This is a genomic window from Mycobacterium sp. (assembly GCF_050700595.1).
Taxonomy (GTDB): domain Bacteria; phylum Actinomycetota; class Actinomycetes; order Mycobacteriales; family Mycobacteriaceae; genus Mycobacterium.
Genome location: NZ_JBOHHI010000010.1, coordinates 15,287 through 39,915, shown reverse-complemented (window position 1 = coordinate 39,915; position 24,629 = coordinate 15,287). Strand labels below are relative to the sequence as shown.

At 65.8% G+C, this 24,629-nt stretch carries 21 protein-coding genes and 1 pseudogene; 11 read left to right on the top strand and 11 right to left on the bottom strand.

Annotated features, from left to right (window positions below; genetic code table 11):
- Both ACRDTL_RS00670 and ACRDTL_RS00665 read left to right on the top strand, forming a co-directional pair.
- Positions 1-2,160 (top strand): replicative DNA helicase (locus ACRDTL_RS00670; protein ID WP_431504801.1); only part of this gene is annotated, 2,160 nt, incomplete at its 5' end.
- Between the two features lie 246 nt (positions 2,161-2,406).
- A complete protein-coding gene (locus ACRDTL_RS00665; RefSeq protein ID WP_431504800.1) occupies positions 2,407-2,847 on the top strand; it encodes a nitroreductase family deazaflavin-dependent oxidoreductase in 441 nt (146 codons plus the stop codon).
- Positions 2,848-2,988: 141 nt separating this feature from the next.
- On the opposite strand, the gene ACRDTL_RS00660 is transcribed toward ACRDTL_RS00665, so the two are convergent.
- Entirely contained in the window at positions 2,989-4,020 is a 1,032-nt protein-coding gene (locus ACRDTL_RS00660) for a fused (3R)-hydroxyacyl-ACP dehydratase subunits HadA/HadB (RefSeq protein WP_431504799.1), read from the bottom strand.
- A gap of 226 nt (positions 4,021-4,246) precedes the next feature.
- Here ACRDTL_RS00660 and ACRDTL_RS00655 point away from each other — a divergent pair, with 226 nt between their 5' ends.
- Together ACRDTL_RS00655 and ACRDTL_RS00650 are read left to right on the top strand one after the other, a co-directional pair.
- Positions 4,247-5,479: an acyl-CoA dehydrogenase family protein gene (locus tag ACRDTL_RS00655; RefSeq protein ID WP_431504798.1), complete on the top strand. Its 1,233-nt coding sequence runs from the start codon at positions 4,247-4,249 to the stop codon at positions 5,477-5,479.
- Positions 5,480-6,607: an acyl-CoA dehydrogenase family protein gene (locus tag ACRDTL_RS00650; protein ID WP_431504797.1), complete on the top strand. Its 1,128-nt coding sequence runs from the start codon at positions 5,480-5,482 to the stop codon at positions 6,605-6,607.
- Between the two features lie 118 nt (positions 6,608-6,725).
- Here ACRDTL_RS00650 and ACRDTL_RS00645 read toward each other — a convergent pair whose 3' ends face one another.
- Entirely contained in the window at positions 6,726-6,878 is a 153-nt protein-coding gene (locus tag ACRDTL_RS00645) for a zinc transporter permease (protein WP_431504796.1), read from the bottom strand.
- Between the two features lie 115 nt (positions 6,879-6,993).
- Entirely contained in the window at positions 6,994-7,260 is a 267-nt protein-coding gene (locus ACRDTL_RS00640) for a YdeI/OmpD-associated family protein (RefSeq protein WP_431504795.1), read from the bottom strand.
- A gap of 162 nt (positions 7,261-7,422) precedes the next feature.
- Here ACRDTL_RS00640 and ACRDTL_RS00635 point away from each other — a divergent pair, with 162 nt between their 5' ends.
- Entirely contained in the window at positions 7,423-8,409 is a 987-nt protein-coding gene (locus ACRDTL_RS00635) for an NAD-dependent epimerase/dehydratase family protein (RefSeq protein WP_431504794.1), read from the top strand.
- A 4-nt stretch (positions 8,410-8,413) separates the two neighbouring features.
- Here the strand turns inward: ACRDTL_RS00635 and ACRDTL_RS00630 are convergent, their stop codons facing one another.
- Positions 8,414-9,835, bottom strand: coding sequence for an alpha/beta hydrolase domain-containing protein (locus tag ACRDTL_RS00630; RefSeq protein WP_431504793.1), 1,422 nt, complete (start codon positions 9,833-9,835; stop codon positions 8,414-8,416).
- 249 nt (positions 9,836-10,084) lie between these two features.
- Between ACRDTL_RS00630 and ACRDTL_RS00625 the strand changes: the two genes are divergently transcribed.
- Entirely contained in the window at positions 10,085-10,849 is a 765-nt protein-coding gene (locus tag ACRDTL_RS00625; RefSeq protein ID WP_431504792.1) for a DUF2127 domain-containing protein, read from the top strand.
- Positions 10,850-10,856: 7 nt separating this feature from the next.
- Here ACRDTL_RS00625 and ACRDTL_RS00620 read toward each other — a convergent pair whose 3' ends face one another.
- Positions 10,857-11,594 (bottom strand): class I SAM-dependent methyltransferase, encoded by a 738-nt coding sequence (locus ACRDTL_RS00620; RefSeq protein ID WP_431504791.1) that lies wholly within the window; start codon positions 11,592-11,594, stop codon positions 10,857-10,859.
- 36 nt (positions 11,595-11,630) lie between these two features.
- Between ACRDTL_RS00620 and ACRDTL_RS00615 the strand changes: the two genes are divergently transcribed.
- From ACRDTL_RS00615 to ACRDTL_RS00600, 4 genes are all read left to right on the top strand, one after another.
- Entirely contained in the window at positions 11,631-12,512 is an 882-nt protein-coding gene (locus ACRDTL_RS00615) for an alpha/beta fold hydrolase (RefSeq protein ID WP_431504790.1), read from the top strand.
- A gap of 184 nt (positions 12,513-12,696) precedes the next feature.
- Positions 12,697-13,269 (top strand): nuclear transport factor 2 family protein, encoded by a 573-nt coding sequence (locus ACRDTL_RS00610; protein ID WP_431504789.1) that lies wholly within the window; start codon positions 12,697-12,699, stop codon positions 13,267-13,269.
- Between the two features lie 117 nt (positions 13,270-13,386).
- Positions 13,387-14,259, top strand: coding sequence for an SDR family NAD(P)-dependent oxidoreductase (locus ACRDTL_RS00605; protein ID WP_431504788.1), 873 nt, complete (start codon positions 13,387-13,389; stop codon positions 14,257-14,259).
- Complete coding sequence (locus ACRDTL_RS00600; protein ID WP_431504787.1) at positions 14,256-15,821, top strand: AMP-binding protein; 1,566 nt, start codon at positions 14,256-14,258, stop codon at positions 15,819-15,821. Before ACRDTL_RS00605 ends, ACRDTL_RS00600 begins: the two co-directional genes overlap by 4 nt.
- Here the strand turns inward: ACRDTL_RS00600 and ACRDTL_RS00595 are convergent.
- From ACRDTL_RS00595 to ACRDTL_RS00570, 6 genes and pseudogenes are all read right to left on the bottom strand, one after another.
- Positions 15,810-20,603 carry a cation-translocating P-type ATPase gene (locus ACRDTL_RS00595; protein ID WP_431504786.1) on the bottom strand — a complete coding sequence of 1,598 codons (4,794 nt, stop codon included), beginning with the start codon at positions 20,601-20,603 and terminating at the stop codon, positions 15,810-15,812. The genes ACRDTL_RS00600 and ACRDTL_RS00595 overlap by 12 nt on opposite strands.
- A 190-nt stretch (positions 20,604-20,793) precedes the next feature.
- Positions 20,794-21,441, bottom strand: coding sequence for a TIGR03085 family metal-binding protein (locus ACRDTL_RS00590; protein ID WP_431504785.1), 648 nt, complete (start codon positions 21,439-21,441; stop codon positions 20,794-20,796).
- A 49-nt stretch (positions 21,442-21,490) separates the two neighbouring features.
- A complete protein-coding gene (locus ACRDTL_RS00585; RefSeq protein ID WP_431504784.1) occupies positions 21,491-22,126 on the bottom strand; it encodes a class I SAM-dependent methyltransferase in 636 nt (211 codons plus the stop codon).
- Entirely contained in the window at positions 22,126-23,058 is a 933-nt protein-coding gene (locus ACRDTL_RS00580; RefSeq protein WP_431504783.1) for an SAM-dependent methyltransferase, read from the bottom strand. The genes ACRDTL_RS00585 and ACRDTL_RS00580 overlap by 1 nt, the downstream gene beginning before the upstream one ends.
- A gap of 76 nt (positions 23,059-23,134) precedes the next feature.
- Positions 23,135-23,239, bottom strand: a pseudogene (locus ACRDTL_RS00575) (nuclear transport factor 2 family protein); the annotation flags it as partial.
- 53 nt (positions 23,240-23,292) lie between these two features.
- Entirely contained in the window at positions 23,293-23,823 is a 531-nt protein-coding gene (locus ACRDTL_RS00570; protein ID WP_431504782.1) for a hypothetical protein, read from the bottom strand.
- A gap of 47 nt (positions 23,824-23,870) precedes the next feature.
- Here ACRDTL_RS00570 and ACRDTL_RS00565 point away from each other — a divergent pair, with 47 nt between their 5' ends.
- Complete coding sequence (locus ACRDTL_RS00565; protein WP_431504781.1) at positions 23,871-24,623, top strand: enoyl-CoA hydratase/isomerase family protein; 753 nt, start codon at positions 23,871-23,873, stop codon at positions 24,621-24,623.
- The last annotated feature ends 6 nt before the right edge of the window (positions 24,624-24,629 follow it).

Genomic DNA, 24,629 nt, shown 5'->3' with positions numbered 1-24,629 from the left:
GACGTCACCGAGCGGCGTACCAGCGAGGATTACATCCGGCTCGAGCAGCTGCTCCAGGGCACGATGGATGAGATCGACGCGATCGCGACGCGTGGCGGTGCCAGCCTGGGCGTGCCGACCGGATTCGCCGAGCTCGACCAGATCACCAACGGCCTGCATCCGTCCCAGATGGTGATCGTCGCGGGACGGCCGGCATCGGGAAAGTCGACGATCGGGCTCGACATCGCGCGGTCCTGTTCGATCCGCAACGGCATGGCGTCGGTGATCTTCTCCCTGGAGATGAGCAAGTCCGAGATCACCATGCGGCTCTTGTCGGCGGAGGCGAAGGTGCCGCTGCACCACATGCGCTCGGGTCACATGAGCGACGACGACTGGGCCCGCCTCGCCCGTCGGATGGGCGAGGTCGCCGACGCGCCGCTCTACATCGACGACTCGCCGAACCTGACCATGATGGAGATCCGGGCCAAGGCGCGCCGGCTGCGGCAAAAGGCCGACCTGAAGCTGATTGTCGTGGACTATCTGCAGCTGATGACTTCGGGCAAGAAGTTCGAGTCACGGCAGGTGGAGGTCTCCGAATTCTCGCGTAACTTAAAGCTTTTGGCGAAAGAACTCGACGTACCGGTGATCGCGATCAGTCAGCTGAACCGCGGCCCCGAGCAGCGCACCGACAAGAAGCCGATGCTGGCCGACCTGAGGGAATCAGGCTGCCTGACCGCTTCGACACGCATACTGCGGGCCGACACCGGCGCCGAGGTGGCATTCGGTGAGCTGATGCGGACCGGTGAGCGCCCGCTGGTGTGGTCGCTGGATGAGCAGCTGCGGATGGTGGCGCGGCCGATGACGAACGTGTTTCCGAGTGGCCGCAAGGAGGTCTTCCGGCTGCAGCTGGCCTCGGGGCGGCAAGTCGAGGCCACCGACAACCATCCGTTTATGACGCTCGATGGCTGGACACCGTTGGAGCAGTTGAAGGTTGGCGACCGACTGGCAGTACCACGCAGGGTTCCTGAGCCGGTTGACACGCAGCGGATGGCCGATTCAGAGGTAGTCCTGCTCGCGCATATGATCGGCGACGGATCATGCGTGAAGAATCAGCCGATCCGGTATGCCTCGGTGGATGAAGCCAACCTGGCTGCGGTGACGATTTCGGCCGTGCACTTCGGCGTGACGGCGGTCCGGGACGAGTATCCGGCTGCGCGGGTGACGACACTGCGATTGCCGGCTCCCTACCGCTTGGCGCGTGGCCGACGTAATCCGATCGCTGCATGGCTGGATAAGCTGGGCCTATTCGGATTGCGCAGCCATGAAAAGTTCGTACCGCAGCAAGTTTTCGCGCTGCCGAACGATCAGGCCGCGTTGTTTCTGCGGCACTTGTGGTCGACGGACGGTTCGGTGCGCTGGGACGCTAAAGTCGGTCAGGCGCGTATCTATTACGCGTCGACGAGCCGCCGCTTGGTCGATGACGTGGCAGCGCTGCTGGTTCGGCTCGGGGTGTTCGCTCGAATCAAGCGGGTGCTCAAGACCGGATATCGTGACTCATGGCATCTGTACATCTACGGTGCGGAAAATCAGACGAAGTTCCTCCGCCATATCGGCGTGCACGGTGTGAAAGCCGTTGCAGCACAGGAAGTACTTGCCCACCTAGAGCCCATCGTCCGCAATACCAACCTCGATACCGTGCCAAAAGAGGTGTGGACGCAGGTGAAAGCATCGCTGATCAGCAGACAAATGACGCACCGACAGTTCGCTGCCGCCATGGGTACGCAGTTCTGCGGATCCACGATGTGGAAGCATGCGCCGAGTCGGCCCAGGCTGCACCGCGCCGCGGCGTTGCTTGAGGACCGGGAGATTCACGCGCTGGCCACAAACGATGTGTTCTGGGATCAAATCGTGGAGATTACGAGCCTGGGGGAGCTGGACGTCTACGACGGAACCGTCAGTGACACACACAATTTCGTGGCCAACGGCATCAGCGTTCATAACAGCCTTGAGCAGGATAGCGACATGGTCATCCTGCTACACCGCCCCGATGCCTTCGAGCGCGACGACCCACGCGGCGGCGAGGCCGACCTGATTCTGGCCAAGCACCGCAACGGCCCAACCAAGACGGTCACTGTTGCACATCAGCTACACCTGTCGCGCTTCGCAAACATGGCGAGGTGAACCGAACTGTTGGTGCGCGCGCCCGCGCAGTAGACCCTTCCGATTGCTACGCGAGCACCGTGGATCAGGCGGCTCTCGCTTACCAGCTAGACCGTCGAGGTGGCGACGGGTTTGTCGTCAGAGGCCGTCCATGAGGTGACTCTCAGTGCGTACGACGGGTTAGTCTTCCCCCGACCGCCGGGAAGACCGCCAAAACAATTGCCGCCAATTGGGAATAGACGGCGTGACCAAGTAGCTGTGTTTGTAGTGATTCAGAAACCCGATCCCGAGACCCTAAAGGCGCTGAACGGCAATATCACCGACGAGTTTCGCGCCAATGCTGGCAAGGTCGGGGGGCGATTCGAAGGCAATGAGCTGTTGCTACTCACTACGACGGGCGCGAAGTCCGGCGAGCCGCGGGTCGCGCCGCTGGTGGTGTTTCGCATCGACGGCAAGTTGCTGATCGTCGCCGGTTACGGCGGGGCCGACGTCAACCCGGCGTGGGTGCACAACCTGCGGGCCAATCCGCGGGCGCACGTTGAGGTCGCCACCGGCTCCTTCGATGTGGTCGCGCGCGAGCTCGACCCGTCTGAACGTGAGGCGGTCATTCCCAGAATCAACGCGACCACGCCTGCGTTCGCGTACGCGAACTACCAGTCAAAAACCACGCGCACCATCCCGATATTCGAGCTGGAGGACGAGTCATAACTGGGTGGCCATGCAGTGAAGATTGACAAGCCCTCGCAGCACGCCGAACCTTCGTCAAGTAGCCCGCCGATTCCTGTCAATCATCTCTGCAACTCGACAGAAGACAATGCAGACACCGCCTCCGCGACCCGGGCCGCCAGGTCAGCGGAAGCGGATGTTCAGCGTCGCCAGGCCGAAGATCTTCCGGCCAGCGGACTTCGCCGCGACGATGACGACACCGGAGCGGGTTGCCGGGTCCAGCGACTTGATCCGGCCGCTGAACTCGATGTCTGCGCCCTCGGCGGCCGACACGATCGCGGGCTGGGACAGCCGCACCGCGTAGCGGGTTACCGCGCCGGGGTCGCCCGACCATGCGGAGGCGAATCCGGCACCCAGACCCATGGTGAGCATCCCGTGGGCGATCACATCCGGCAGCCCGGCCAGCTTGGCCAGGTTCTCGTCCCAATGAATCGGATTGGCGTCGCCGGCCACGCCGGCATAGTTCACCAGGTCACCGCGGGACAGTCGGGCGTGGTGCACTGGTAGCTGGTCGCCGACCTTGACGTCATCGAAGGACGGCGTCCCTGGCGTGCGGGTGGTGCCGCCCTCGGCGATCCGCACTTCGCCTTCGGGGCGCACCGTCTTCTCGTAGGCGGCATCGGATTTACCGATTTCGGCGATGTTCACGTCGTGCATCATCGCGTTCTGTGCGGCTGCCGTGATCGCCGGATCGACGTCCTCGGCGGTGACGCCGACGACGGTGGTGTGCAGGGTGTGCACTCGTTCGCCGGCGGTGTCGGTGAGGGTGTTGGTCACGGCGATCAGGTCTCTGCCGGCGATCCGTCGCACTGACGTCAGTTCGACGTCTATCTGCAACTCGTCGCCGGCGACGATCGGGCGGTGCTGCTCGAAGACTTCTTCGGTCTGCACATAGGTGTGGTAACCGACGACCACCGATTCGAACATGCGGCGGTTGCAGGCCATGCCCGGGGTCGACGTGAATGTCAGCGGCGCCACCAGATCCGGATAGCCCAGCTCCGCGGCGGCGGCGACATCCCAGTGTGCGGGGTGATAGTCCTGCACTGCACGGGCGTACTCGCGTAGCTTCTCGCGGCCGACCAGGTAAGTGCGATCCATCTGGTAGTAGTGGCCGACCCGCGATTCGATCGTCGACGCATCTGCTGCTGCGATCATGAATGTGCTCAACTGTTCTATCGGCTTGTTCGGTGAGGCCGACCAATGCACACTAACGCGCGGACACCGTAGCGATACACGCCGATACGCTTCGCCGGTTCGCAGACACCCGCGTTACCCGGTGATGCCCGACATGCGCTACCACGATGTCTGGATCAGGATCTCGCGCCACCGCGATAGGCTCGGGGGGAACTACGCGCATCGGCCGGCACGGCAGGGGAGATCTATGGATCTGCGATGGTCAGAGGCTGACCGTGCATTCCAAGATGAGGTCCGGGCTTTTCTTGACCAGAAGCTGACCCCCAATCTGCGGCGCGCCGGGCGGTTGATGACCAGCGTGTACGCCGACCACGACGCGAGCATGGCGTGGCAAGCGATTCTGCACGAACGGGGCTGGGCGGCGCCCGCCTGGCCGGTCGAGTACGGCGGCTGCGACTGGAGCCTCACGCAGCACTACATCTTCAATCGCGAGACGACGCTGGCCGGTGCGCCGGCGTTGTCGCCGACGGGGATTCGGATGGTCGCGCACGCGATCATCGCGTACGGAACCGATGCGCAAAAAGACTACTTCCTGCCCCGGATACTGACCGGCGAGGTTTTCTTCTGCCAGGGATACTCCGAGCCCGAGGCCGGGTCGGATCTGGCGGCGCTGTCGATGGCCGCCGCGGTCGACGGTGACGATCTGGTCTGCACTGGCAGCAAGATCTGGACCACCCACGCCGCCGAGGCGAACTGGATGTTCGCCCTGGTGCGCACCTCCCGCAAGGAGAAGAAGCAGCAGGGCATCACGTTCGTGCTGATCGACATGGCCTCGCCGGGGATAGCGATTCGGCCACTGGTGATGACTTCGGGCGAACAGATCCAGAACCAGGTGTTCTTCGACGAGGTGCGGGTGCCCAAAGCCAACGTCATCGGTGAAATCGATAGCGGTTGGGCGGTTGCGAAGTACCTGTTGGAGTTCGAGCGCGGCGGTGGTGCGGTAGCGCCGGCCCTGCAGGTGAGGGCCGAGGCGATTGGCGAAGCGGCAGAGGGTCAACCTGGGCCGGGCCACGGACGCCTGGCTGACGACCAAGTCTTTGCGCACAAACTGGCTGATGCGCGGCTCCGTGCCGAGGTGTTGGAGATTCTCGAATACCGAGTGCTCGCCGCGGTGGCGGAGGGCCGCAACCCCGGTGCGGCGTCGTCGATGCTCAAGATCTTGGGTACCGAACTCAGTCAGGCACTCACCGAACTCGCGTTGGAGGCGGCCGGACCGCACGGCCGCGTCTATCAGCCGCACGCAACTATGCCTGGCGGTCCGATCGCCGAGTTCGAGCCGCCGGTCGACGGATACCTGTCCGGTGAGCCGTGGCAGGCGGTCGCGGCGCTGCGGTACTTCAACGACCGGGCCGGCTCGATATACGCCGGCAGCAACGAAATTCAGCGAAACATTCTCGCCAAGGCGGCACTGGGACTGTAGATGGACTTCAATCTGACCAACGAGCAGCAACTGCTCCGTGACGGGATCACGAAGTTTCTCGCCGCGAGATACCACCTCGAAACGAGCCGCGCGGCCGCCAAGACCGGTGCCGGTTGGCAACCGGATATCTGGCGCGCCTTTGCGACCGAGTTGGGTATTCTGGGCGCCACCCTGTCCGAAGATGTCGGCGGAATCGGTGGCGGCGCGGTTGAGCTCATGGTTATCACCGAGGCGCTTGGTCACGCACTGGTGATCGAACCCTACATCGACACGGTCGTCGTTGCCGGTGGGCTTCTGCGTCGCGCCGGCGGCTCGGCGGCGGTAGCTGTGCTGAAGGGGATCATCGCCGGCACTGCGGTTGTCGCATTGGCCGCCGCGGAGCCAGATTCGGCCGATCGTTGGCAAGACGTGTCGACAGTCGCGCGACCTGACGGTGACGGCTGGGTATTGAACGGATCGAAGATCATGGTCGTGGGTGCACCGCAGGCAACGCATCTGCTGGTCTCCGCACGCACACCGGGCGTAGACGCAATCTCGTTGTTCCTCACCGATAGTGACTCGGCCGGCATCGAGGCTCACCCGTATCGAACCATTGACGACCGGCGCGCGGCCGACATCGCGTTCAACGATCTGCGGCTTCCCTCGGGGGCACTGCTCGGCGAACAGGGCCGGGCGTGGCCATCCTTGGCCCAGGCGCGGGACGAGGGTGCTGCCGCGATCTGTTCCGAGGCGGTTGGCTGCATGCGAAAAGTATTGGCGGACACCGTCGAATACTGCAAACAACGCCAGCAGTTCGGGCAGCCGATAGGCCGTTTTCAGGTCCTGCAACACCGCATGGTCGACATGTACATGGACCTCGAACAGTCCGTTGCCGCGGTCTATCTCGCGATCCTCAATCTCGAGGCCGACGATGAGGTGACCCGCGCTCGTGCGGTATCGGTTGCCAAGGCCACCATCGGCCGTGCGGCACGCTTCATCGGCCAGCAAGCCGTGCAGCTGCACGGCGGGATGGGGATGACCGAGGAGCTGGCGATAGGCCACTACTTCAAGCGGCTCACCGCAATTCAGTACGAGTTCGGCACCACCGACCAACACATCGCGCGATACGCCGAGCTCACGAAGACGTAGCATGCACACACTGGGCATCGCAACTGCCGTTGTTGATGAGGTGTGGCGATACGATCACGACTCTTGATCAGTTGGTCAACCTGGCGTAGGCCGCATCGATCCGATGTACAAACAACGGTCAGTGCTCGTCGTAATGATCGCCGTGCTCAGCGTGCCGGTGGCCATCATGCAGGTAGTCCACGTGGTCGTCGTGCTGGATTGCTTCGTGGCCGCAGTCGGGGCCGTGGGTGTGTTCAGGGTGAGAATGGGTGTTGTGTTCGGTACCAGTCATGGCCTTGAGGCTAACACAAAGCATGCATGAATCGCAATACGTACATGTAGACATCCGGCGAGAGCGCCTCGCACCGTACCGCCCAACCATCCGCAGCGGTCAGTAATCAAACCGCTTATCTGCCATTGCGTTCGCGGTGCTTGCACCCCGGCCAGCAGCACGGGCGGCGCTGGCCTTCTTCCAGCTCCTCCCCGGTCCGGCGAATCCGGCGCTTCCGGGTCGTCTCTTGCTTGGCATCCTCGACCCAGCAGATGAACTCGTTGCGCGCCAAGGGCGTAATGTCCTTCCAGGCAGCGAGTGCGGTGGAATTGGTGACTAGGGCGTCGCGCAGGTCTGCGGGCAGCTTGTGCACCACCCCACCGGGCACTTGATTACTGCTCACGAAGCCAGGGTAACGCCCTGCTATCTCAACCCGAGTTGCCTCGCAGAGGCAGGCCAGGTTGTAACTTCCCGTCGGTATCACCGTAAATGCTCTCGGTGAGGATTGGACGATATGGCAACCGACGGTGACCAACCAACCGCGGCCGGACAGCGGGCTCTCGTGATGGGCGCGAGCGGCAACGTAGGGGCGTGCGTTACCCGACACCTTGTGTCCCAGGACGCCGATGTCCGCGTCTTGCTACGACGATCGAGTTCCACACAAGGAATCGAAGGGCTTGATGTCGAGCGGTATTACGGCGACATCTTTGACACGGCGAATGTCGCTGCCGCCATGTCGGATCGCGACGTTGTGTACTACTGCGTCGTCGACACCAGGGCCGAGCTGCGAGATCCCGCTCCCCTGTTCCACACCAACGTGAACGGCCTTCGCAACGTACTCGAGGTGGCGGCAAACGCGAACCTGCAGCGGTTTGTCTTTTTGAGCACCATCGGCACCATCGCAGTCGGGAGGGACGGCGAGGTCGTTGATGAGGATACGCCCTTCAACTGGTCCGATCAGGCCGGCAGCTACATCGAGTCGCGACGCGAGGCGGAGAAATTGGTGCTCTCCTATGTCGCGGACCGCGGGCTGCCTGCCGTGGTGGCCAATGTGTCCAATCCTTATGGGCCGCCCGATTGGCAGCCGCGCCAAGGGATGTTCGTACGGTTCGCGGCGCTGGGAAAACTGCCGTTCTATGTCCGCGGTGTTGGCGCTGAAGTGGTCGGTATCGACGACGTCGCCGACGCGCTCCTACAGGCGGCTCAGCGGGGACGCATCGGCGAGCGCTACATCATTTCCGAGCGTTATATGACCCAGCGTGAATTGGTGACCATCGCCGCAGAGGCCGTTGGTGCGCGCCCACCGCGACTTGGCATCCCGATGGCGCTGGTTTACCTGTTCGCTCATCTGTCGGACGCTGTCGGATTGCTGTTGCACCGCGACATCCCGATCAGCAGGCAGAGCGCCCGGCTCCTGGCATTGACGTCGCCGGTGAGTCACAGTAAAGCCACTCGTGAACTCGGCTGGCATCCGGCGCCCACCGAAAACTTCATCCGGCGCGCAGCCGAAACTTACGTAAACAGACGCAGCCGAGCCACCACCCATGGGTAATGGCTCACCGACGCTCGTCGGCCCCGGGGAACGTGGCGGCGGCGAGCTGGAGGATTTCCTCGCGATCGGCGGCCAAGATGAAACCCGATTGAATCGCCGAGTCGAGCGTAGCGGTGAAGCGTTCCAAATAGTCCGCAGCGCCGCCCGGGTAGCGCCGGCGAATGGTGGCAGCATCGAATAGTTCGCCAGAGCCGAAGATCGTGGACATGGTGCTCTCCTCGCTGCCGACACCGGATGTCCACGCAATCGGCACGTCCACCCACGGCGTCCTGACGCCGCCCCGCGCAAGGCCGTTGGCATCCAGAATGGGCTGAGGTGGCTCAGCATCGGTTAGCTCAATGGGTACGGCACTGGGTGGTGGCTGGCCCGTCCGGACCCAGTGGCAGAGCTGCGACAGGGCCGCCTGCAGCACGTAGTGGTGTTGCGGCGCGAAGTTGATGCAATGGTCCAATTGCTGCCCCATCAGCATGTTTGTCGGCGTGTAGGCCGCCACGATGTCGGTCAGTGGCGCGGAACCGCTGTCGATCGGTGCCACTTGAATCGTGTAGTTATCGGCATGTGCCGTGCCGGCAATCTCCCAGACCCGAAGTCGTTGGTTGTCAGGCTGTCTCGCGGTGTGATAGCCCTGCCGCGGTCCGTAGGCGAGGTCTGTTTCGGTGATGATCGTGACGAGTGGCACGCGGAGGTCGGGGCGAAATGTGACCGCTGGGGGTGTGCTGGTCTGCAGCACCTCGAATATCGAGCCGCCGCCCAGTGGGGCGGCGGGCGCGAATCGTGAATGCACCAAAAAGCCGTCGTAGATTTGGGCGAGCGGATCGATCGCGTTGATATAGGTCGTCAGAAACAGCGCCGATTGCGACTCGCCAAGAGCGACCACGCGTTCGGGGAGCAGGTCACCCAAAATGCCACGGCGCTGCCCATCCCTGACGATTTGGCCGGCCTGAGAAAAGATGTCGTAGGAGTAGGCGTCACCCGGGTGGTGCAGCTCGGCATAGCGTGCCGGATCCTGGCTTTTCACCGACATGTCGAGGCCCATGAGGTTGACCCCACCCTCGACACCCACGTGTTGAGCCGACACCGCGACGTAAGCGTAACCAGCGCGGACCATTTCGCGATGCGCCATCATCCACACGGCCGGGGCATCGATGCCGCCACTTACGTTGAGCCACTCGACGAGAACCGTCCCATTGAACTGGGTCCGATCCACCGGAGCGAGCACCACCAGCCGGGTGGTGAAATCGGCCGCACCTGACCGGGTGACGCTCCACCGGCCGTCCCGGCTCAGCTCAGCTGCGGAAGTGTAAGACGAGGCTGTCCCGGAAATGAAGAATTCCTCGGCACCGTAGCCCACGCTGGCTAGGTCAAAGGCGCCCAACAAGAGAGCGGGTTTCCCCGACGCCGGCCTGACGGTCAACTGACCGCTCATCGTGTCGCGACATCCGGCAAGAAAGTAGGAGGCGCCGCTGGAACACCGTCTATCGACACGTGCGCAGCATAGCGCCAAGAGCCCATTCACCGGCACGTTGCGGAAGCCTAACGATTTCGCCGTGCCCGGCGCGCACGCTCGCACAACCAGGCCCGGTGATGGTCAGGTGGAAACCGATGTTCTCCCGCGAGTTACGTACCTCCGGTTTGGTCATCGCCGCAGCGAGATGTGCATCGAAGGAGCGCAGCCATGCACGAACATCAGCGGGGCAATCGGTGGGAGCTGCACACCTGCGCGCACAAAGGGCACATCACGTACGCACCCGACGACGCCGCGCTCGCTGACCGGCTCAGCGGCACCACCGGGCTGGGCGAAGTCTGGCGCTGCCTGCGTTGCGGTGAGTTCACCCTCGGGGCGCCGAAAGGACACGGACGCCCGGATGACGCACCGATGGTGTTGCGCGGAAAAGCCTTACGCCAGGCCATCATCGTGCGCGCCCTGGGGGTGGAACGCTGGATCCGGGCGCTCCTGCTCGGCCTCGCCGCGTGGGCGGTGTGGAAGTTTCGCGGCGCGCAGGGATCGATCCAGGCCACCCTCGACCGTGACCTACCGCTATTACGCGCCAGCGGTTTCAAGGTCGATCAGATGACCGCCGTACAAGAGCTGGAAAAGGCGTTGGCCGCCAAGCCGTCCACGCTGGCGCTGCTGACGCTCGTATTGGCTGCGTACGCGACACTGGAACTGGTCGAAGGTGTCGGGCTATGGTTGCTGGCCAGGTGGGGCGAGTACTTCGCGGTGGTGGCCACCTCGATTTTCCTGCCGTTGGAAATACACGACCTGACCAAGGGCATCACCCTCACCCGGGCGCTGACGTTCACCATCAATGTCGCCGCGGTGGTCTACCTGCTGATCTCGAAACGGTTGTTCGGTCTGCGCGGTGGCCGCAAAGCCTACGACGACGAACGGCGCGGCGAGCAGCTCATCGACCTCGAACGCGCCGCGACGAAGACGTGACCTGTCGTCAGCGCTGACCGCGCACCCACTGGAACGTGCTGATGTTTTTGGTGCGCACATGGGCGAAGCCGTGCTCTTCCAGGATGTCGCCGATTTCGTCTTCGCCGAACGCGTAAGCTCCGGTGCCGGGCAGCATCCGCCACAACCTGGCGGCCCGCCCGGCGGTCGGCACCATCACCGCGAGCCGTCCCCCCGGTCGCAGCACCCGGGCGATCTCCGACAGTGCTGCCACCGGGTCCGGTATCAGCTGCAACACGGCGATCGAGACCGCGGCATCGACCGTGTCGTCGCGCAGCGGAAGCCGTTGTGCATCCGCCCGAATGAAGCCGACCCGCGGGCCGGATTCGGCGCGGACCGCCCGCGCCAGCATCGGTTCGGAGATGTCGACGCCCAGCGCCAGCCCGCCCGGTCCGGCGGCGCGGGCCAGTGACGCGGTGACCGTCCCGGGACCGGAGCCGACGTCCAGCGCGACGCCGCCCGGCGGGATATTGAGCCACTCAACGGGATGCTGCCATGCCGCGAGCAGCCTGCGCGCCACCGCTTGCGCGTTGTCGTAGAGCATCGACCCGAGCGGCGAGGCCCACACCGCCTGGATTGCGCCGGTGTTCCGGGGCACCGCAGCGTCCGGCCCGCCGCCGAGCAGGTCGAGATAGCCCCTGCTGACGTCCGGTTCGGCCGGCGGATCGGCGAGCAGATCCAGCGCGCGGCGCAACGCGGGCGGCAAGGTGATGTTCAAATCGGTCATAGCGCCGAGCCTACGAGCCTCTGTCAGACTCTCAGCATGAGTGAGGTGACGCGGCTGCTCGACGAGTATCGGGCCTCGGGACGAGTCTTCACCGCGGACGGAATCCGGTCGTTCGTGCTCGACGACGGGCCACCGGACGCGCCGCCGGTGGTCTGCGTGCACGGGGTGCCGGCGTCGGCGTATCTGTACCGCAAAGTCATACCCGCGCTGGCGCGACACGGTGTGCGCGGCATCGCGATCGACCTACCCAGGCTCGGGCTGGCTGAGCGTCCCGCCGACGCCGACTACAGCTGGAGCGGCCTGGGCCGATGGCTGCTGTCGGCGATCAACGCGCTCGAGCTGGACCGCTTCGACCTGGTGCTGCACGACATCGGCGGGCCCGTCGGCTTCGAGGTGGCCTACGCCGTAGCGGACCGGGTGCTGTCGATGACTCTGCTCAACACGATCATTGCGGTCGAAACCTTCCGTCGGCCATGGCCCATGAAGCCATCCGCGCATCGGGGCCTCGGCGAGGCGTGGCTGCAATCGATGCGGATTCCGGGCGCGTTCGAGGCGATCATGCGATTGGTCGGCGTCGGGCGGCAGGTGCCGATTGCCGAAATCTCTTGCTGGAAGCCGCTGTTGTTCGGTGACGACGGCGGGCGGGCATTTCTGAAGATCATGCGGGGTTTCGAACTGACATCGGAAGCCCAGCACCGTTACCTGACCGCGCTGCACGACACGCCGTACCCGATCCAGGTCGTCTGGGGCGCACGGGACCGAATGCTCAGCTGGCGCCGGCAGGGAGTGCAGGCACAGCTGGCCACGGGGTCGACGGACGTGACCCTATTGCCCGGCAAGCACTTCGTGCAGGAGGACTGTCCGAACGAAGTCGCCGCTGCGGTGCACCGGTTCCTCGAGCAACGCCGCGGCCGCTAACACGCAGGATCAAGCCTGCAACCTGCAGCTTTACCGAAATAGCCGAATCGCAAGTCGACGCAGTTAGCCAAGCGGCCAGCAGCCGGGTAAACTGCTCCTGGCGACAAGGTGAACAAAAGGTTAACGAATCTGATCCTTGCGCTCGCCCACGAAGAACACCGCGATCAACCGGGAGGTGTAGTCCATGCCCAGCTTGCCCCCGATAGTTCTGGATAGCTCTGTCGATTCCGCGGACCGCACCAGCGCGATTGACTTCATCAACCGGGTCAACCTGTTGTTCGACGCCGGGGATATCGACGCGATGGTCGAGGCATTCCTGCCGGACAGCACCACATTCCACACCCAGGGCATCACTCACGGCCAGACCGAAATGCGACGCTTCTTCCAGCAGGCCCAGCCCTACAGTGGCCCTGGGGTCAGCCGGATCGCGACCAACCCGATCGTCGATGCCGATGACGACGGCGAGGGCGTGGTCGTGCGCTATCACAACCTGCTGGTCCGCTATTCCGCGGAGACTCCGTCCAGCGTGGTCACCGGCCAGGTGCAGGAGACCCCCGAGGATCTGCCCGCGATCTGGGTGTACTGCGCCATGACCGATCGCTTGCGCCGCCATGGTAGTGGCTGGCGAATCTTCGAACGTTACATCGGGACGACGACGATGAACGACCGCCTCCGGCCGCCCGCGTCCGGCGCGTCCTATGTCGACGCGTACCGGCGCCCGTCGGCGGCAGCCTTGCCCCGCCAATTGGTCTTCTGACCGCCCGCCAGCGACCGCCTCGGACCGCGCCGGAAGCGCGATTACCCGTGCGTGATCAACTGCCCACCGTCAAACTGGACGAAGGCAGGGGGTGAACGCAGACGGGGGAGCAGTCCGATGAATCTGGCAGCGAAGGCAATCGGCATCCTCGCTAACCCGGCGCGGATCTCGGATCCGGACAAACTGCGTCGCACCGTATCGGGCCTGACCGTCCTGGTGACCGGCGCGTCCTACGGCGTCGGCGAGGCCACCGCCCGCAAGCTGGCCGCGGTGGGGGCCACCGTCCTGGTTGTCGCCCGCTCGGCGGATCGGCTGCACGACCTGGTTGCCTCGATCACCGCGGGCGGCGGGCAAGCGGTTGCCTACCCGACCGACCTGACCGACGAAGCAGCGGTCAGCGCGCTCACGAAACAGATCACCGATGAATACGGCGCGGTGGATATCGTGGTGAGCAACGCTGGCAAGTCGCTGCGCCGGTCGTTGGATCACCAGTACGACCGTCCGCATGATTTTGAACGGACTATCGACATCAACTATCTGGGACCGATCTGGCTATTGCTGGGGGTCCTGCCGGCGATGCGTGAGCGCGGCCACGGGCACATCGTGAACGTCTCCAGCGTGGGTGTGCGCGTTCCGCCGGGCCCGCAATGGGGTGCCTATCAGGCGTCCAAGGGCGCGTTCGACCGCTGGTTGCGCAGCGTCTCACCGGAATTACACGCCGACGGGGTCGACGTCACGTCGGTGTATTTCGCGCTGGTCCGTACCCGGATGATCGCGCCGACGCCCATCCTGACGAAATTGCCGGGGCTGTCTGCCGACGAGGCCGCCGACGTCATCGCAAAAGCCATCATCGAACGGCCCCGCGTTATCGCGCCCCCGTGGGTGGGACCCGTCGAACTCTGCTCGGTGCTACTCGCCGGTCCCGCGGATTGGGCGGCACGGCTGTGGTATCGCCGGTTCTTCACCGGTTCCGGTGAAGGTCGGCGATGACGACCCAGAGTGTGATCGGCACTGCGGCCCGCGCGCTGCTGCGGTCCGGACTGGTCGGTCCACCCGGCCCGGCTGCCATGGTCCGGCTGCTTCGTGAGGTGCGCCGGGGTGGCACCAATCCCTACACCCTGCTGGCGGTCGCGGCGGCGCGATGGCCCAACCGGGAGGCGATCATCGACGACGACGGCGCCCTGCGCTACCGCGAGTTGCGGTCGGCGACCGAAGCAGTCGCCCGTCACCTCACCCGCCAAGGCGTCGAGCCCGGGCAGGCGGTCGGAATCTTGTGCCGCAATGGACGCGGCTTTGTCGAGGGGGTATTCGCCGCGGCCCTGGTCGGCGCCGACGTCGTGCTGGTCAATACGGATTTTCGTACCGACGCGCTGGCCGCCGCGCTGAACGCACATGACATCGAAACGATGATCTCTGATAAGGAATTCGTTGAGCAGGTGCACGCCGCCGACGGATCGGTGACAGTCGTCGATCCCGCGACGGTCACGGCATACGGCGGTGACCGGCGACCCGAAGTGGCGGCCGCCGGCCGGATCGTTCTGCTCACGTCGGGCACCACCGGCAAACCCAAAGGCGTGCCCCGTGCGCCGCGTATGGGTTCGGCGGTGGGCGTCTGGGTGACCATTCTCGATCGCACCCGGCTGCGCACCGGATCGCGAGTCTCGGTGGCGATGCCGATGTTTCACGGGCTGGGGCTGGGCATGCTGATGCTGGCCGTGGGGCTGGGCGGCACGGTACTGACCCATCGGCAGTTCGACGCCGAAGCAACGCTGGCGCAGGCATCACGGCACCGCGCCGACGCGTTCACCGCCGTGCCGGTCGTGCTGGCACGCATCCTCGATCTACCGCACACCGTGCGGGCACGACACCCGGTGCCGTCATTGCGGGTGGTGATGTCCAGCGGTGATCGCCTCGATCCCGGCCTGGGCCGACGGTTCATGGACACCTACGGTGACATCCTCTACAACGGCTACGGCTCCACTGAGGCCGGCATCGGCGCCCTCGCGACGCCGGCCGACCTCAGAGATGCGCCCGAAACCGTCGGCAAGCCGGTCGCCGGCTGCCCGGTCCGTATTCTCGACAGGAACGACAAGCCCGTCGGTCCGGGCATCACCGGGCGCATCTTCGTCGGCGGCGAACTGGCGTCCGAAGGCTACACCGGCGGCGGCGCCAAGGTCGTCGTCGACAATATGACCAGCACCGGCGACATGGGCTATCTCGACGAAAGGGGTCGGCTATACATCGTCGGCCGCGAGGACGACATGATCATCTCCGGGGGAGAGAACGTCTATCCGCGCGCGGTGGAAAACGCACTTGCTGAGCACCCCGGCGTCGCCGACAATGCGGTTATCGGAGTTCCCGACGAGCGGTTCGGCCACCGACTGGTCGCGTTCGTCGTCCTGACGCCTGACAGTGACGTCGACGAGACCGCATTGCGGGAGTACTTGCACGACAAGGTTTCTCGTTTCGAGCAGCCGAGAGACATCCGCATCGTCAGCAGCCTTCCCCGCAATCCCGCCGGCAAGGTGATCCGGAAAGAACTACCGATCTGATTGTGCGATACCGACCGTTTTGGCCAGCCAGTTGGGCGCGAGCACCGAGACGGCGGTGGCTCCGGTCGTGGCCCCGATGACACCGGTCCAGGCGACCGGCCCCAACGGGGTGCAGCCGAAGAACTGACTGACGCCGGGGGTTTGGACGATGCCGACCAAGACCGCGGCGCTGCCCAGCGAGGTCGCCAGGACCAGCGGGCTGTGCCGCCGAGTCAGCAGGGTTTGAGCCAGCTGTGTGGCCACCAGAGCAGTCAATCCCATTGTTGCGGTGCGTCTTTCGGTGCCCGGCGTCCAGCGTCCGATTGCCCAGGCCGCGGTTGCGCCGGCGGCCGTGACCGCGCCGCGGGTGACGATCTGCCGCATCAATGGTGTGTCGAGTGAAGGCGTCGGCTCGGTCAATATTGCGCGTTGGTGCGCCCATTCCGTTTCTTCAGCCTCCGGGTCGAGCCCATCCGCGGTCTCCTCCGGTTGCGGGTATTGGGGCGTGACGGCAACCGCAAGCGCCGGGAACATGTCGGTGAGCAGGTTCACCAGCAGCAGTTGACGGGTCCCGACCGGCGCCCGCCCGGTACCGAGCGCGGTCCCGATGATGGTGAAGAGCACCTCGCCCACGTTGCCGCCGACGAGAATGGTGACCGCATCACGCACACCGGCCCACATACCGCGGCCCTCGACCAACGCGTCGAGCAGCACGCCCAGATCGTCCTCGGTCAACACGATGTCGGCGGCTCCGCGGGCGGCCGAGGAACCGCGGCCGCTCACCCCGATTCCCACGTCGGCCATCCGGATTGCCGCGGCGTCGTTGGCGCCGTCGCCCACCATCGCAGTCACCTGCCCACTGCGCTGCAGCGCCGCCACGATCTGTACCTTCTGTTCCGGGCTGACCCGGGCGAAGACGTGGACGTCGGCGGCGAGTTTGGTGAATTCCTCTTCGTCGAGCGCGGCGAGTTCGGCGCCGGTTACCTCGCGCGCATCCGGCGGCAGGCCCAATTGGCGGGCGATCGCTCGTGCGGTCACCGGGTGATCGCCGGTGATCAGCACTACTCTGCGCTTGGCATCCCGCAACGCTTCAATCAACGGCCGCGCCGAGGAGCGTGGCGTGTCGGCCAACCCGACAAAGCCGATCAACTCGAGGTCGTACGCGGCGTCGTCGACGGCATCGGCGTCGGTGTCCTCATCGTCGGCGGTCTCGTGTTCCCAACGCCGCTGTGCCACCGCCAACACGCGCAAACCTTGCTCGGCGAGGCTGTACACCAACGACTCTGTCTGGTTGTGGTCGGCGTCCGGATCGGTGAACCGGCAGCGCGGCAGGACCTTCTCGGGCGCTCCCTTCAACATCAGCATCGGCGTATTCGGGTCCGTGCTCAATGTGCCTATCGCGGCAGAGTAGCCACGACTGGACTCGAACGGCACCTCCGCTAGGACGGTCCACGTCGAATCGCTTTGGCCGGTAAGCGAATTTGCCGTGATGAGGATCGCCTCGTCGGTGGCGTGAGCATGTCCCTGCCCGTCTCGGGGCTGGGTGCACGCCCATGCGGCGGCCCGCAGCACTTCCGCGGCGCTTGGATCGGCGATGTCGGGGAATGGACCTTGCGGGCCGGTCGCGTGCGGCACGCCGCACACCACGCGCAAGCGGTTCTCGGTGAGCGTGCCCGTCTTGTCGAAACAGACGGTCTCAACCCGGCCCAGCGCCTCGACGGCGCGTGGCGTGCGGACCAGCACTCCACATCGCGAGAGACGCTGGGCGGCGGCAAGCTGGGCGAGGGTGGCCACCAACGGCAAGCCCTCCGGCACAGCGGCCACCGCAATGGCGACGCCGTCGGCGACCGCTTGCCGCAGCGGCCCACGATGTAGCAAGGCTAAACCGGTGACCGCGGCTCCACCTGCGAGCGTCAGCGGAAGGACCTTGCCGGTCAACTCGCGCAGTCGTGCCTGCACTCCGGCGGCTGTTTCGACGTCGGCGACCGCCGAGATCGCGCGGTGCGCAGCGGTGCCGGCACCGGTGGCGACCACGATCGCCCGAGCATGCCCGGCAACGATCGTGCTGCCCTCGAACAACATGCTGGCCCGGTCGGCATCGGCGACGGCGACGGGATCCACCTGTTTGTCCACCGGCAGCGATTCACCGGTGAGGAGGGACTCGTCGACCTCGAGATCCTCGGCTACCAACAGCCGTGCGTCAGCCGGCACCACCTCGGGAGCGGCCAGCTCGATGATGTCGCCCGGACGCAGTGATTTCGCGGCGACCGTGACCGTGCGTTGGGCGTGCCGGCCCGCATCCAACCGGCGTCGTGTCGTCGCTACTGCCGGGAGAACGACGCGGCGCGCAACTTGGTCCTGTTCGGCGAACAACTCGGCGACCGCCGCCTCGGCCCGTAACCGTTGCGCCCCGCCGACTATCGCGTTGGCGGTCATCACACCAGCGACCAGCAGCGCGTCGATGTTGCTGCCGACAATCGCCGATGCCGCGGCTCCCACCGCCAGGATCGGGGTCAGCGGATCGGCGAGTTCGGCGCGCGTCGCGGCGAGCAGCCGCCCCGCCCGACTGGCCGGGTCCCGGAATGGCGCCAGGAATGGGCTGTAGGACAGGTCCTCCAGGGCGCGTCGCCATGTTGCAGTACCGACCTCGACGGCCAACGGTCGCGCCCGGCTGGTCAGCCGCGAGTAGACGATCTCCGGGTCCAGGGCGTGCCAGGCGGTCAGTGGTTGCGGGGTGGGATCCGGTTGTCGCAGTACCTTGCCGGCTGAGAGGGCTCCCGATACCAGGGCTGCCGCGCCGGCCGCGTTGACCGGGTTGAGCCAGCGTCGCAGGGCGAATGGGCTTGCAGGGGCTCGGGAGTCACCGGTGACCAGTAGCAGCCCGGCCAGAGTGGTGCCGCCCTGAGCCAGGCGTACCGACGATTCACTGGTCCGCTTGGCCACCGGTAGCGCCGAAAGAATCCGGACGGCTGCGGCCAGATCGGTGCCGGTGATGATGTCCGCGGTCCACGGTGCCGCCCCCTGGGGGTCGTCCAGGGCCACCGCGACGTCGGCGATGGCCAGTGCCGCGAGCGTGTCGGTTGATGCGAAGTCGCGGTGGAGTGTGGTGATCAGCAATACCGGTCCGCGGTCTGCCCGCAGCTCGCGGACCAACTTCAGCAGCGGCGTGCCGGACGGATGACTGACGGCAGCGCTGGCGGTCAGATCCTGGGTACCGGCCACATGCCGCAGGACTACTCGGGCTCCGGTCCGGTGCGCGGTTTGCAGCAGTGGGACCGCGAAGGGATCGACCTCCCAGCCGACCTTGACCCGGCCCACAATTTCGCCGTCGACCACCAGATCGGCGCGTTCAAGACCCTGCGCGGGCGCGGCCGACGGCTCCGCCCGAATCCAGTGCAGACGCGCTCCGGTGGCCGGCAACTCGTCGGGGTCGGGTTCGGGCGCTTCCTCGCCGTGCAGCAGCGCGTCGGCGACCTCGTAGACCCGGTCCTCGTCCCAGCCGGGCGCGTCTCCGCGCGCCTGCAACACTGCGCGGGCGTCACCGCGCAGCGCCGCTCCGTCGATGACGACCACCCGCACCCGATCCAACCGACGCAACGCCCCCGGGTCCAGGACCAATTGCCCGGCATCGGCGAGCCCGCGGCCCAGCACCGCCGCGAACGCCTGTCGGCCCAGATGCGCCGCTTTGGGCACCCCGGCCAAAATCGCGCCGGCGGCCTCGTCGGCACCGCCACCGGCCAGCAACGCACCTGCCGCGGCGACCAACGAACCGTTCGCAGCTTGATCGGCGTAACTCTCAATCGGCCCGGACATCGATCCCTTCGCGGTGTCGATGGCGGAGTCGATGGCTCCATCGACCACGACGTGCGACGCCTCACCCGCTGCTGCGGCCGCCCAGTTATGCCGCGGGGTGTGTGACTTGGCCCCGGCTGACGAAATGACCGGGACCACCGCAGCCTGTGGCCGTTTAGGCGAAGCCAGCTGCGGTTCCCGGTCCCGCCACCGGCGACGGTGAGCCGCCGCCTCGGAGATCTGCAGGCCGCGTTGTGCCAGATCGACCATTGGTGTGCCCACCGCCTGGGTCAGCCCGTTGGCCACCGCCGTCGATGCGGCGAGCGCAAGGTCGGTGCCCACCCGGCCGAGCCGGGATTCCAGCAGCGACACTATGCGCGGTTGATGACTGATGACGGCGGCTGCACCCCGGGCGGCGCGCGGTGCGACGGGCAGCCGGCCGACCCAGCCGGTGACGGCGGCGCCGATCGCCACGACGTCCATCGCCGCCGCGGTCAACGGCACCAGGACCGCCAATGGGTTGCCGGGGTCGGCGAACGGCGCTGTCCGGGCTGCCGACTCCGGGCTCGTCGACACCAGGTCGCTCACCGCAACGGTGGCTGCTTCACGGACCGCTTGCACGACGACGTCGCTGTCTGCGCCATCCTCGAGTTCGACCACCAGCCGGCCCAATGGCCCCTCGACGTGGGCGGTGGCCACGCCGGGCACCTTGCGGACCGGCTCTTCCACCGCCGTTGCATGCTCATGCCAGCGGGAGAAGGGCAGCAGCGGGTCGAGGTCCAGGTGCACCCGCCGCCCGCTGTGCCAACGCAGCGGCGGCGCAGCGCCGTCATGGGAATTGCTCGCACCCAGGAATCGGCCGGTTGATTGACCCACCGACTCGGCCACCGGGCCGACCAACATCTGCACCGCACCCGCAGCGCCGGCCGCACCGTTCACCCCGGCTCGCAGCACCTGCACTGCTCCGCCGGTGATACCACCGACAACGGTGGTCACACCCGGAACCCTCATTCGCAACCCTTCGACCACGTTCGCCGCGCCTACGACCGTATGGCGTCTTACCTACACTGTGCACAAATAATCCCAGGTGCCGACCCGCCGGTGAAATCCGGTCGGCGGTCACCGGCTCGAGGGCAGACCGAACGTGGGAAACAGGGCCGGGTCCGTGCGTGGCCTGTGCTGCGATCGGGGCCATGACTCATCACATACCGAAGTGCGTACCTTGAACCGTCGCGACTGCTTCCGCTGGTCCACTCACATCGACGCGCGCCGCAGCCTGGCGCCCGAAGATGTGTAGGAGGAGTTCGCCCGGCGGACCGCTGAGCCGGGCAATTGGTCCGGCGCTGCGAACCGTAATCCGCTCGGCGGTTCCCGCCCACTCGATCTCCAGTCCGACCTCGCGTAACCTCCGGCTCAGGTAGCGGCTACCTCGGCGGACATTTCGCCACAGTGCAACCTCGAATGGCCGCGTTAGAGTGTCGCGGGGGCCGAAGCCGTTGGCTCTGCGCAGATCCTCGTAGTGGACGAAGAACTCGTTCAGGTTCGCGAGCGAGCGGACCCATCCGATGCGGAAAATTCCGGGCAGTGGGCCCGACCGAACCCGCGCGACGAGCCAGCCGAACTCCCTGCGCTCAGCCAGGCGTGCCCGGCGTCGCTCGGCGAACCGCTGGAACGGTCCAGGAAGGACGATGCAGGGGCCGGCGACGAGATCGCGCTCGCGCAGCACGATGTGGGCGGCGAGATCCTTGGCCGTCCAACCCTCGAGCAGCGTGGGTGCATCAGGCCCGAGTTCTTCGAAGAGATCGCATAGTGCAAGGCGCTCCTGCGCGTCGAACGAAAGACCCTCCATACTCCTATGGTGCCAAAGCGATTCCGAACGTACTCGGCGCTGTGTGACGTTATCTCTTGACGCCGACGGTGATCCAATCCGACACGATCCGCGTCCACGCCGCTCGTTGCACCCGATGCTGCTCGCTCACGTCGAACCCCGCGTTTTCGAACAACGCGCGCACCTCGGGCGGTGCCGCGTGATGGGCCGGCTTCCATCTGCTGTCCGAGGGGCCCTGCAGGAGAGGTTGTCGTGCGCTGAGCGCCGCGACCGCCACCAATCCGCCCGGCGACAGCACGCGGTGGAAGTCGCGTAACGCCGAGGCTTGGTCGAAGAAATGAAACGCCGAGGTCGTTACGACGGCGTCGAGCGCTTCGTCGGGGAACGGAAGTTGTTCGGCCGGGCCGCGCATCCACTGAACCCGGGTTGACCTGGCCCGAGCCGCGCCGAGCATGCCCTCGGACATATCCACCCCGTAGATTTCCCCGGGACGCAGCTCACGCTCGATCCGGTCCGCGAGAATTCCAGTGCCGCAAGCGACATCGGCCACCCGGCGAGATTGGCGGGCACGCAGTTGCGCGATCACCTCGTCGTGGGCCGGGCGGTAGACCCAGCGCTGCAAGAACGGCAGGTCGTAGACCGGGGCGGCGAAACTCCAAAACCGTGTGACGACGTCGTTGAGACCGCGACGCTGAGTGGGCGACATCAGTTGCTCAGCACCGAGGTGTAGTAGGTGGTGTCGGCCATCGAGACCGAATCATTGGTCTGCGGGATTGCGGCCAGGCCGTGCTCGGCCAATAGCTGACTCATCGATGTACCGGTCGAGCGCCACCCCAAGGTGTCCAGGTATTCCGCGACGTCGTTGCGCTCACCTTGGTAGCCGAGGTCTGCGAACTCCAACTCAAAGCCGTATTCCCGCCATTTGGCGGTGGCCTTGCGCATCATCTCCCGCGCCCGTTCCACGTCCACCTCCGACATGTCGGGTACCGCCTCGCTAGCTAGCCGGCTGCCGTCGGCGCTGAGCGCGGTGATGTCGTCCAACAAGCGGTCCTGAGCGTCGGGCGGCAGGTAGCCGAACAGACCCTCGGCGATCCATGCGGTCGGTCGAATCCGATCGAAGCCGGCTTCGACCAGGGCCGTCGGCCAGTCGTATCTGAGATCGATGGCCACCGCACGTCGATCAGCGGTCGGGACGGCGCCCAGGCTGGCCATAGTGGCGGTCTTGAACTCGATTACCTGAGGCTGGTCGACCTCGAAGACCGCCATCCCGGCGGGCCAGGCCAACCGGTAGGCGCGCGCGTCCAGACCGGACGCCAGGATCACCGCCTGACGAATTCGCGCGTCGGCCGCCTGGCGGAAGAACGCGTCGAAAAACCTGGTGCGGGCGGCCATCGCAGCGGGCATGTGCTCGAGCTTCCAACCGGACTCCTGGTCGTCGAGGTCGGCCCCGGTGAGGTCACCGGAGACCCACCGGCTGAAGAAATCCACGCCGACCGCGCGCACCAGTGGTTCAGCGAAGCGGTCGTCGATCAGGGGGTTATCCGCCCTGGTGGCGATCGCCCGGGCGGCGGCGACCATTGTCGCCGTCGCGCCCACGCTAGTCGCCAAATCCCAGGTGTCGTTGTCCGTGCGCGGCATGCGATTCTTCCCCCTCGTCAGGTGATTGATACTTAGCTAGTATAACAAGCGATCTGACGGTCGGCTGCCGGCGGGTTCACCGAGGTGGGTTGGCGAACCAGACGTTCTCTTCGCGCAGGTTGCGGCTGCGCCAGCCGTCGGAGGTGCGCACCAGTTCGTGGTGGTAGTAGTAGCCGCCGCAGTGCTCCGCGCCGAAACAGAAGCCAGGGCGGTAAGAATCGCGGATTCGCAACCCTAGCTTCTGGTTGGCGAACTTGAGGTGGAAAGCATCGCTGACACCCGGAATGCCATGGCAGTAGTCAGCCCGTAGACCAGATGCGCGCTCAGGTCGTCCCATAGCGTCTTTGCGTCGTATTCCCAGATGGGCTTGTAAAGCTTCGCCGGCACCAGCACCGCGTACGACTGCAGCCATACGCCGGCGCCGAAAATCAGCCCGTGCCAGCTGCGGCGAGCTGTGAGTGAGCCGCCAAGCACGCCGAAGACGGCGCCCCATCCGACCCCGGTGGCCCAATGTGTCACATTGTTGACCAAGCCGGCTCGCTGGGCGGGCAACTCGCGCCGGAGAACGCTCTCGAAGAGGCGCTTGCCGAATTTCGCCGGGGCGGGAGCGTTGTCCCAGCCATCGAGGTCCGTCGAGAATTCCCAATCGGTGAAGTCGCGATCGCCATCGCCGCGGCGGTAGCGGGCGTACCAGAGCAAATCCATCGCAGTGGTGCCCACCGCGCCGGCCAGCGCGCCGCGAAGGATTGCACCCAGCGGCGTCATCGTGAGCCCGCAGCGTGTGTTGTCACCATGGAAGTAAGTTATCGGCTATGCCGCAGGCTCGGGAATCTTCCACAGAGGTCGAGGTGGCCGACGGTGTGACGACGGTCCGATTCAACCATCCGCCGGTGAACGCCCTCGACCTCGACTTGCTCGACTCCGTCATCGCGGCGATGCGTCGCATCGACGGGCCGGTGGTCATCACCGGCGCGGGTAAGTGCTTCTCGGCCGGCGTCGACCTGCGGGCGATCGTCGATGGCGGATCCGAGTACACCCACCGCTTCATGGCCTCGCTGTCTGAGGCCTTGCTCGCGGTCTTCGACCATCCGGCGCCGGTGGTCGCCGCGATCAACGGGCACGCCATCGCGGGTGGGTGCGTCTTCGCGATGTGCGCGGATATACGGCTCATGTCCGCCGGGACGATCGGGCTCACCGAACTTGCGGTCGGGGTCCCATTCCCGGTGGCGGCGCTCGAGATATGCCGCTATGCGATGGGCACCTCGGCGACCCGTGCCGCGCTGCAACCCACCACCATTGACATAGCCACCGCATCGGCCCGGCGATGGATCGATGAGGATGTCCCGCAAACCGATCTCCTTCCCCGGGCGATCGCGATCGCGGGCGAGCTCGGCCGGCACTCGCCGGCGGCATATGCCGCCACCAAAGAGCAACTGCACCGACCGGCTCGGGCGGCAATCGAGGCAGGAGCCGAAATCGACGCGCAGGTACGGGCCAGCTGGATGTCGGACGACACCCGCGCCCAGATCACCGCGTTCCTCGACGCCCTGGCACGCGGCCACTGAGGCGGT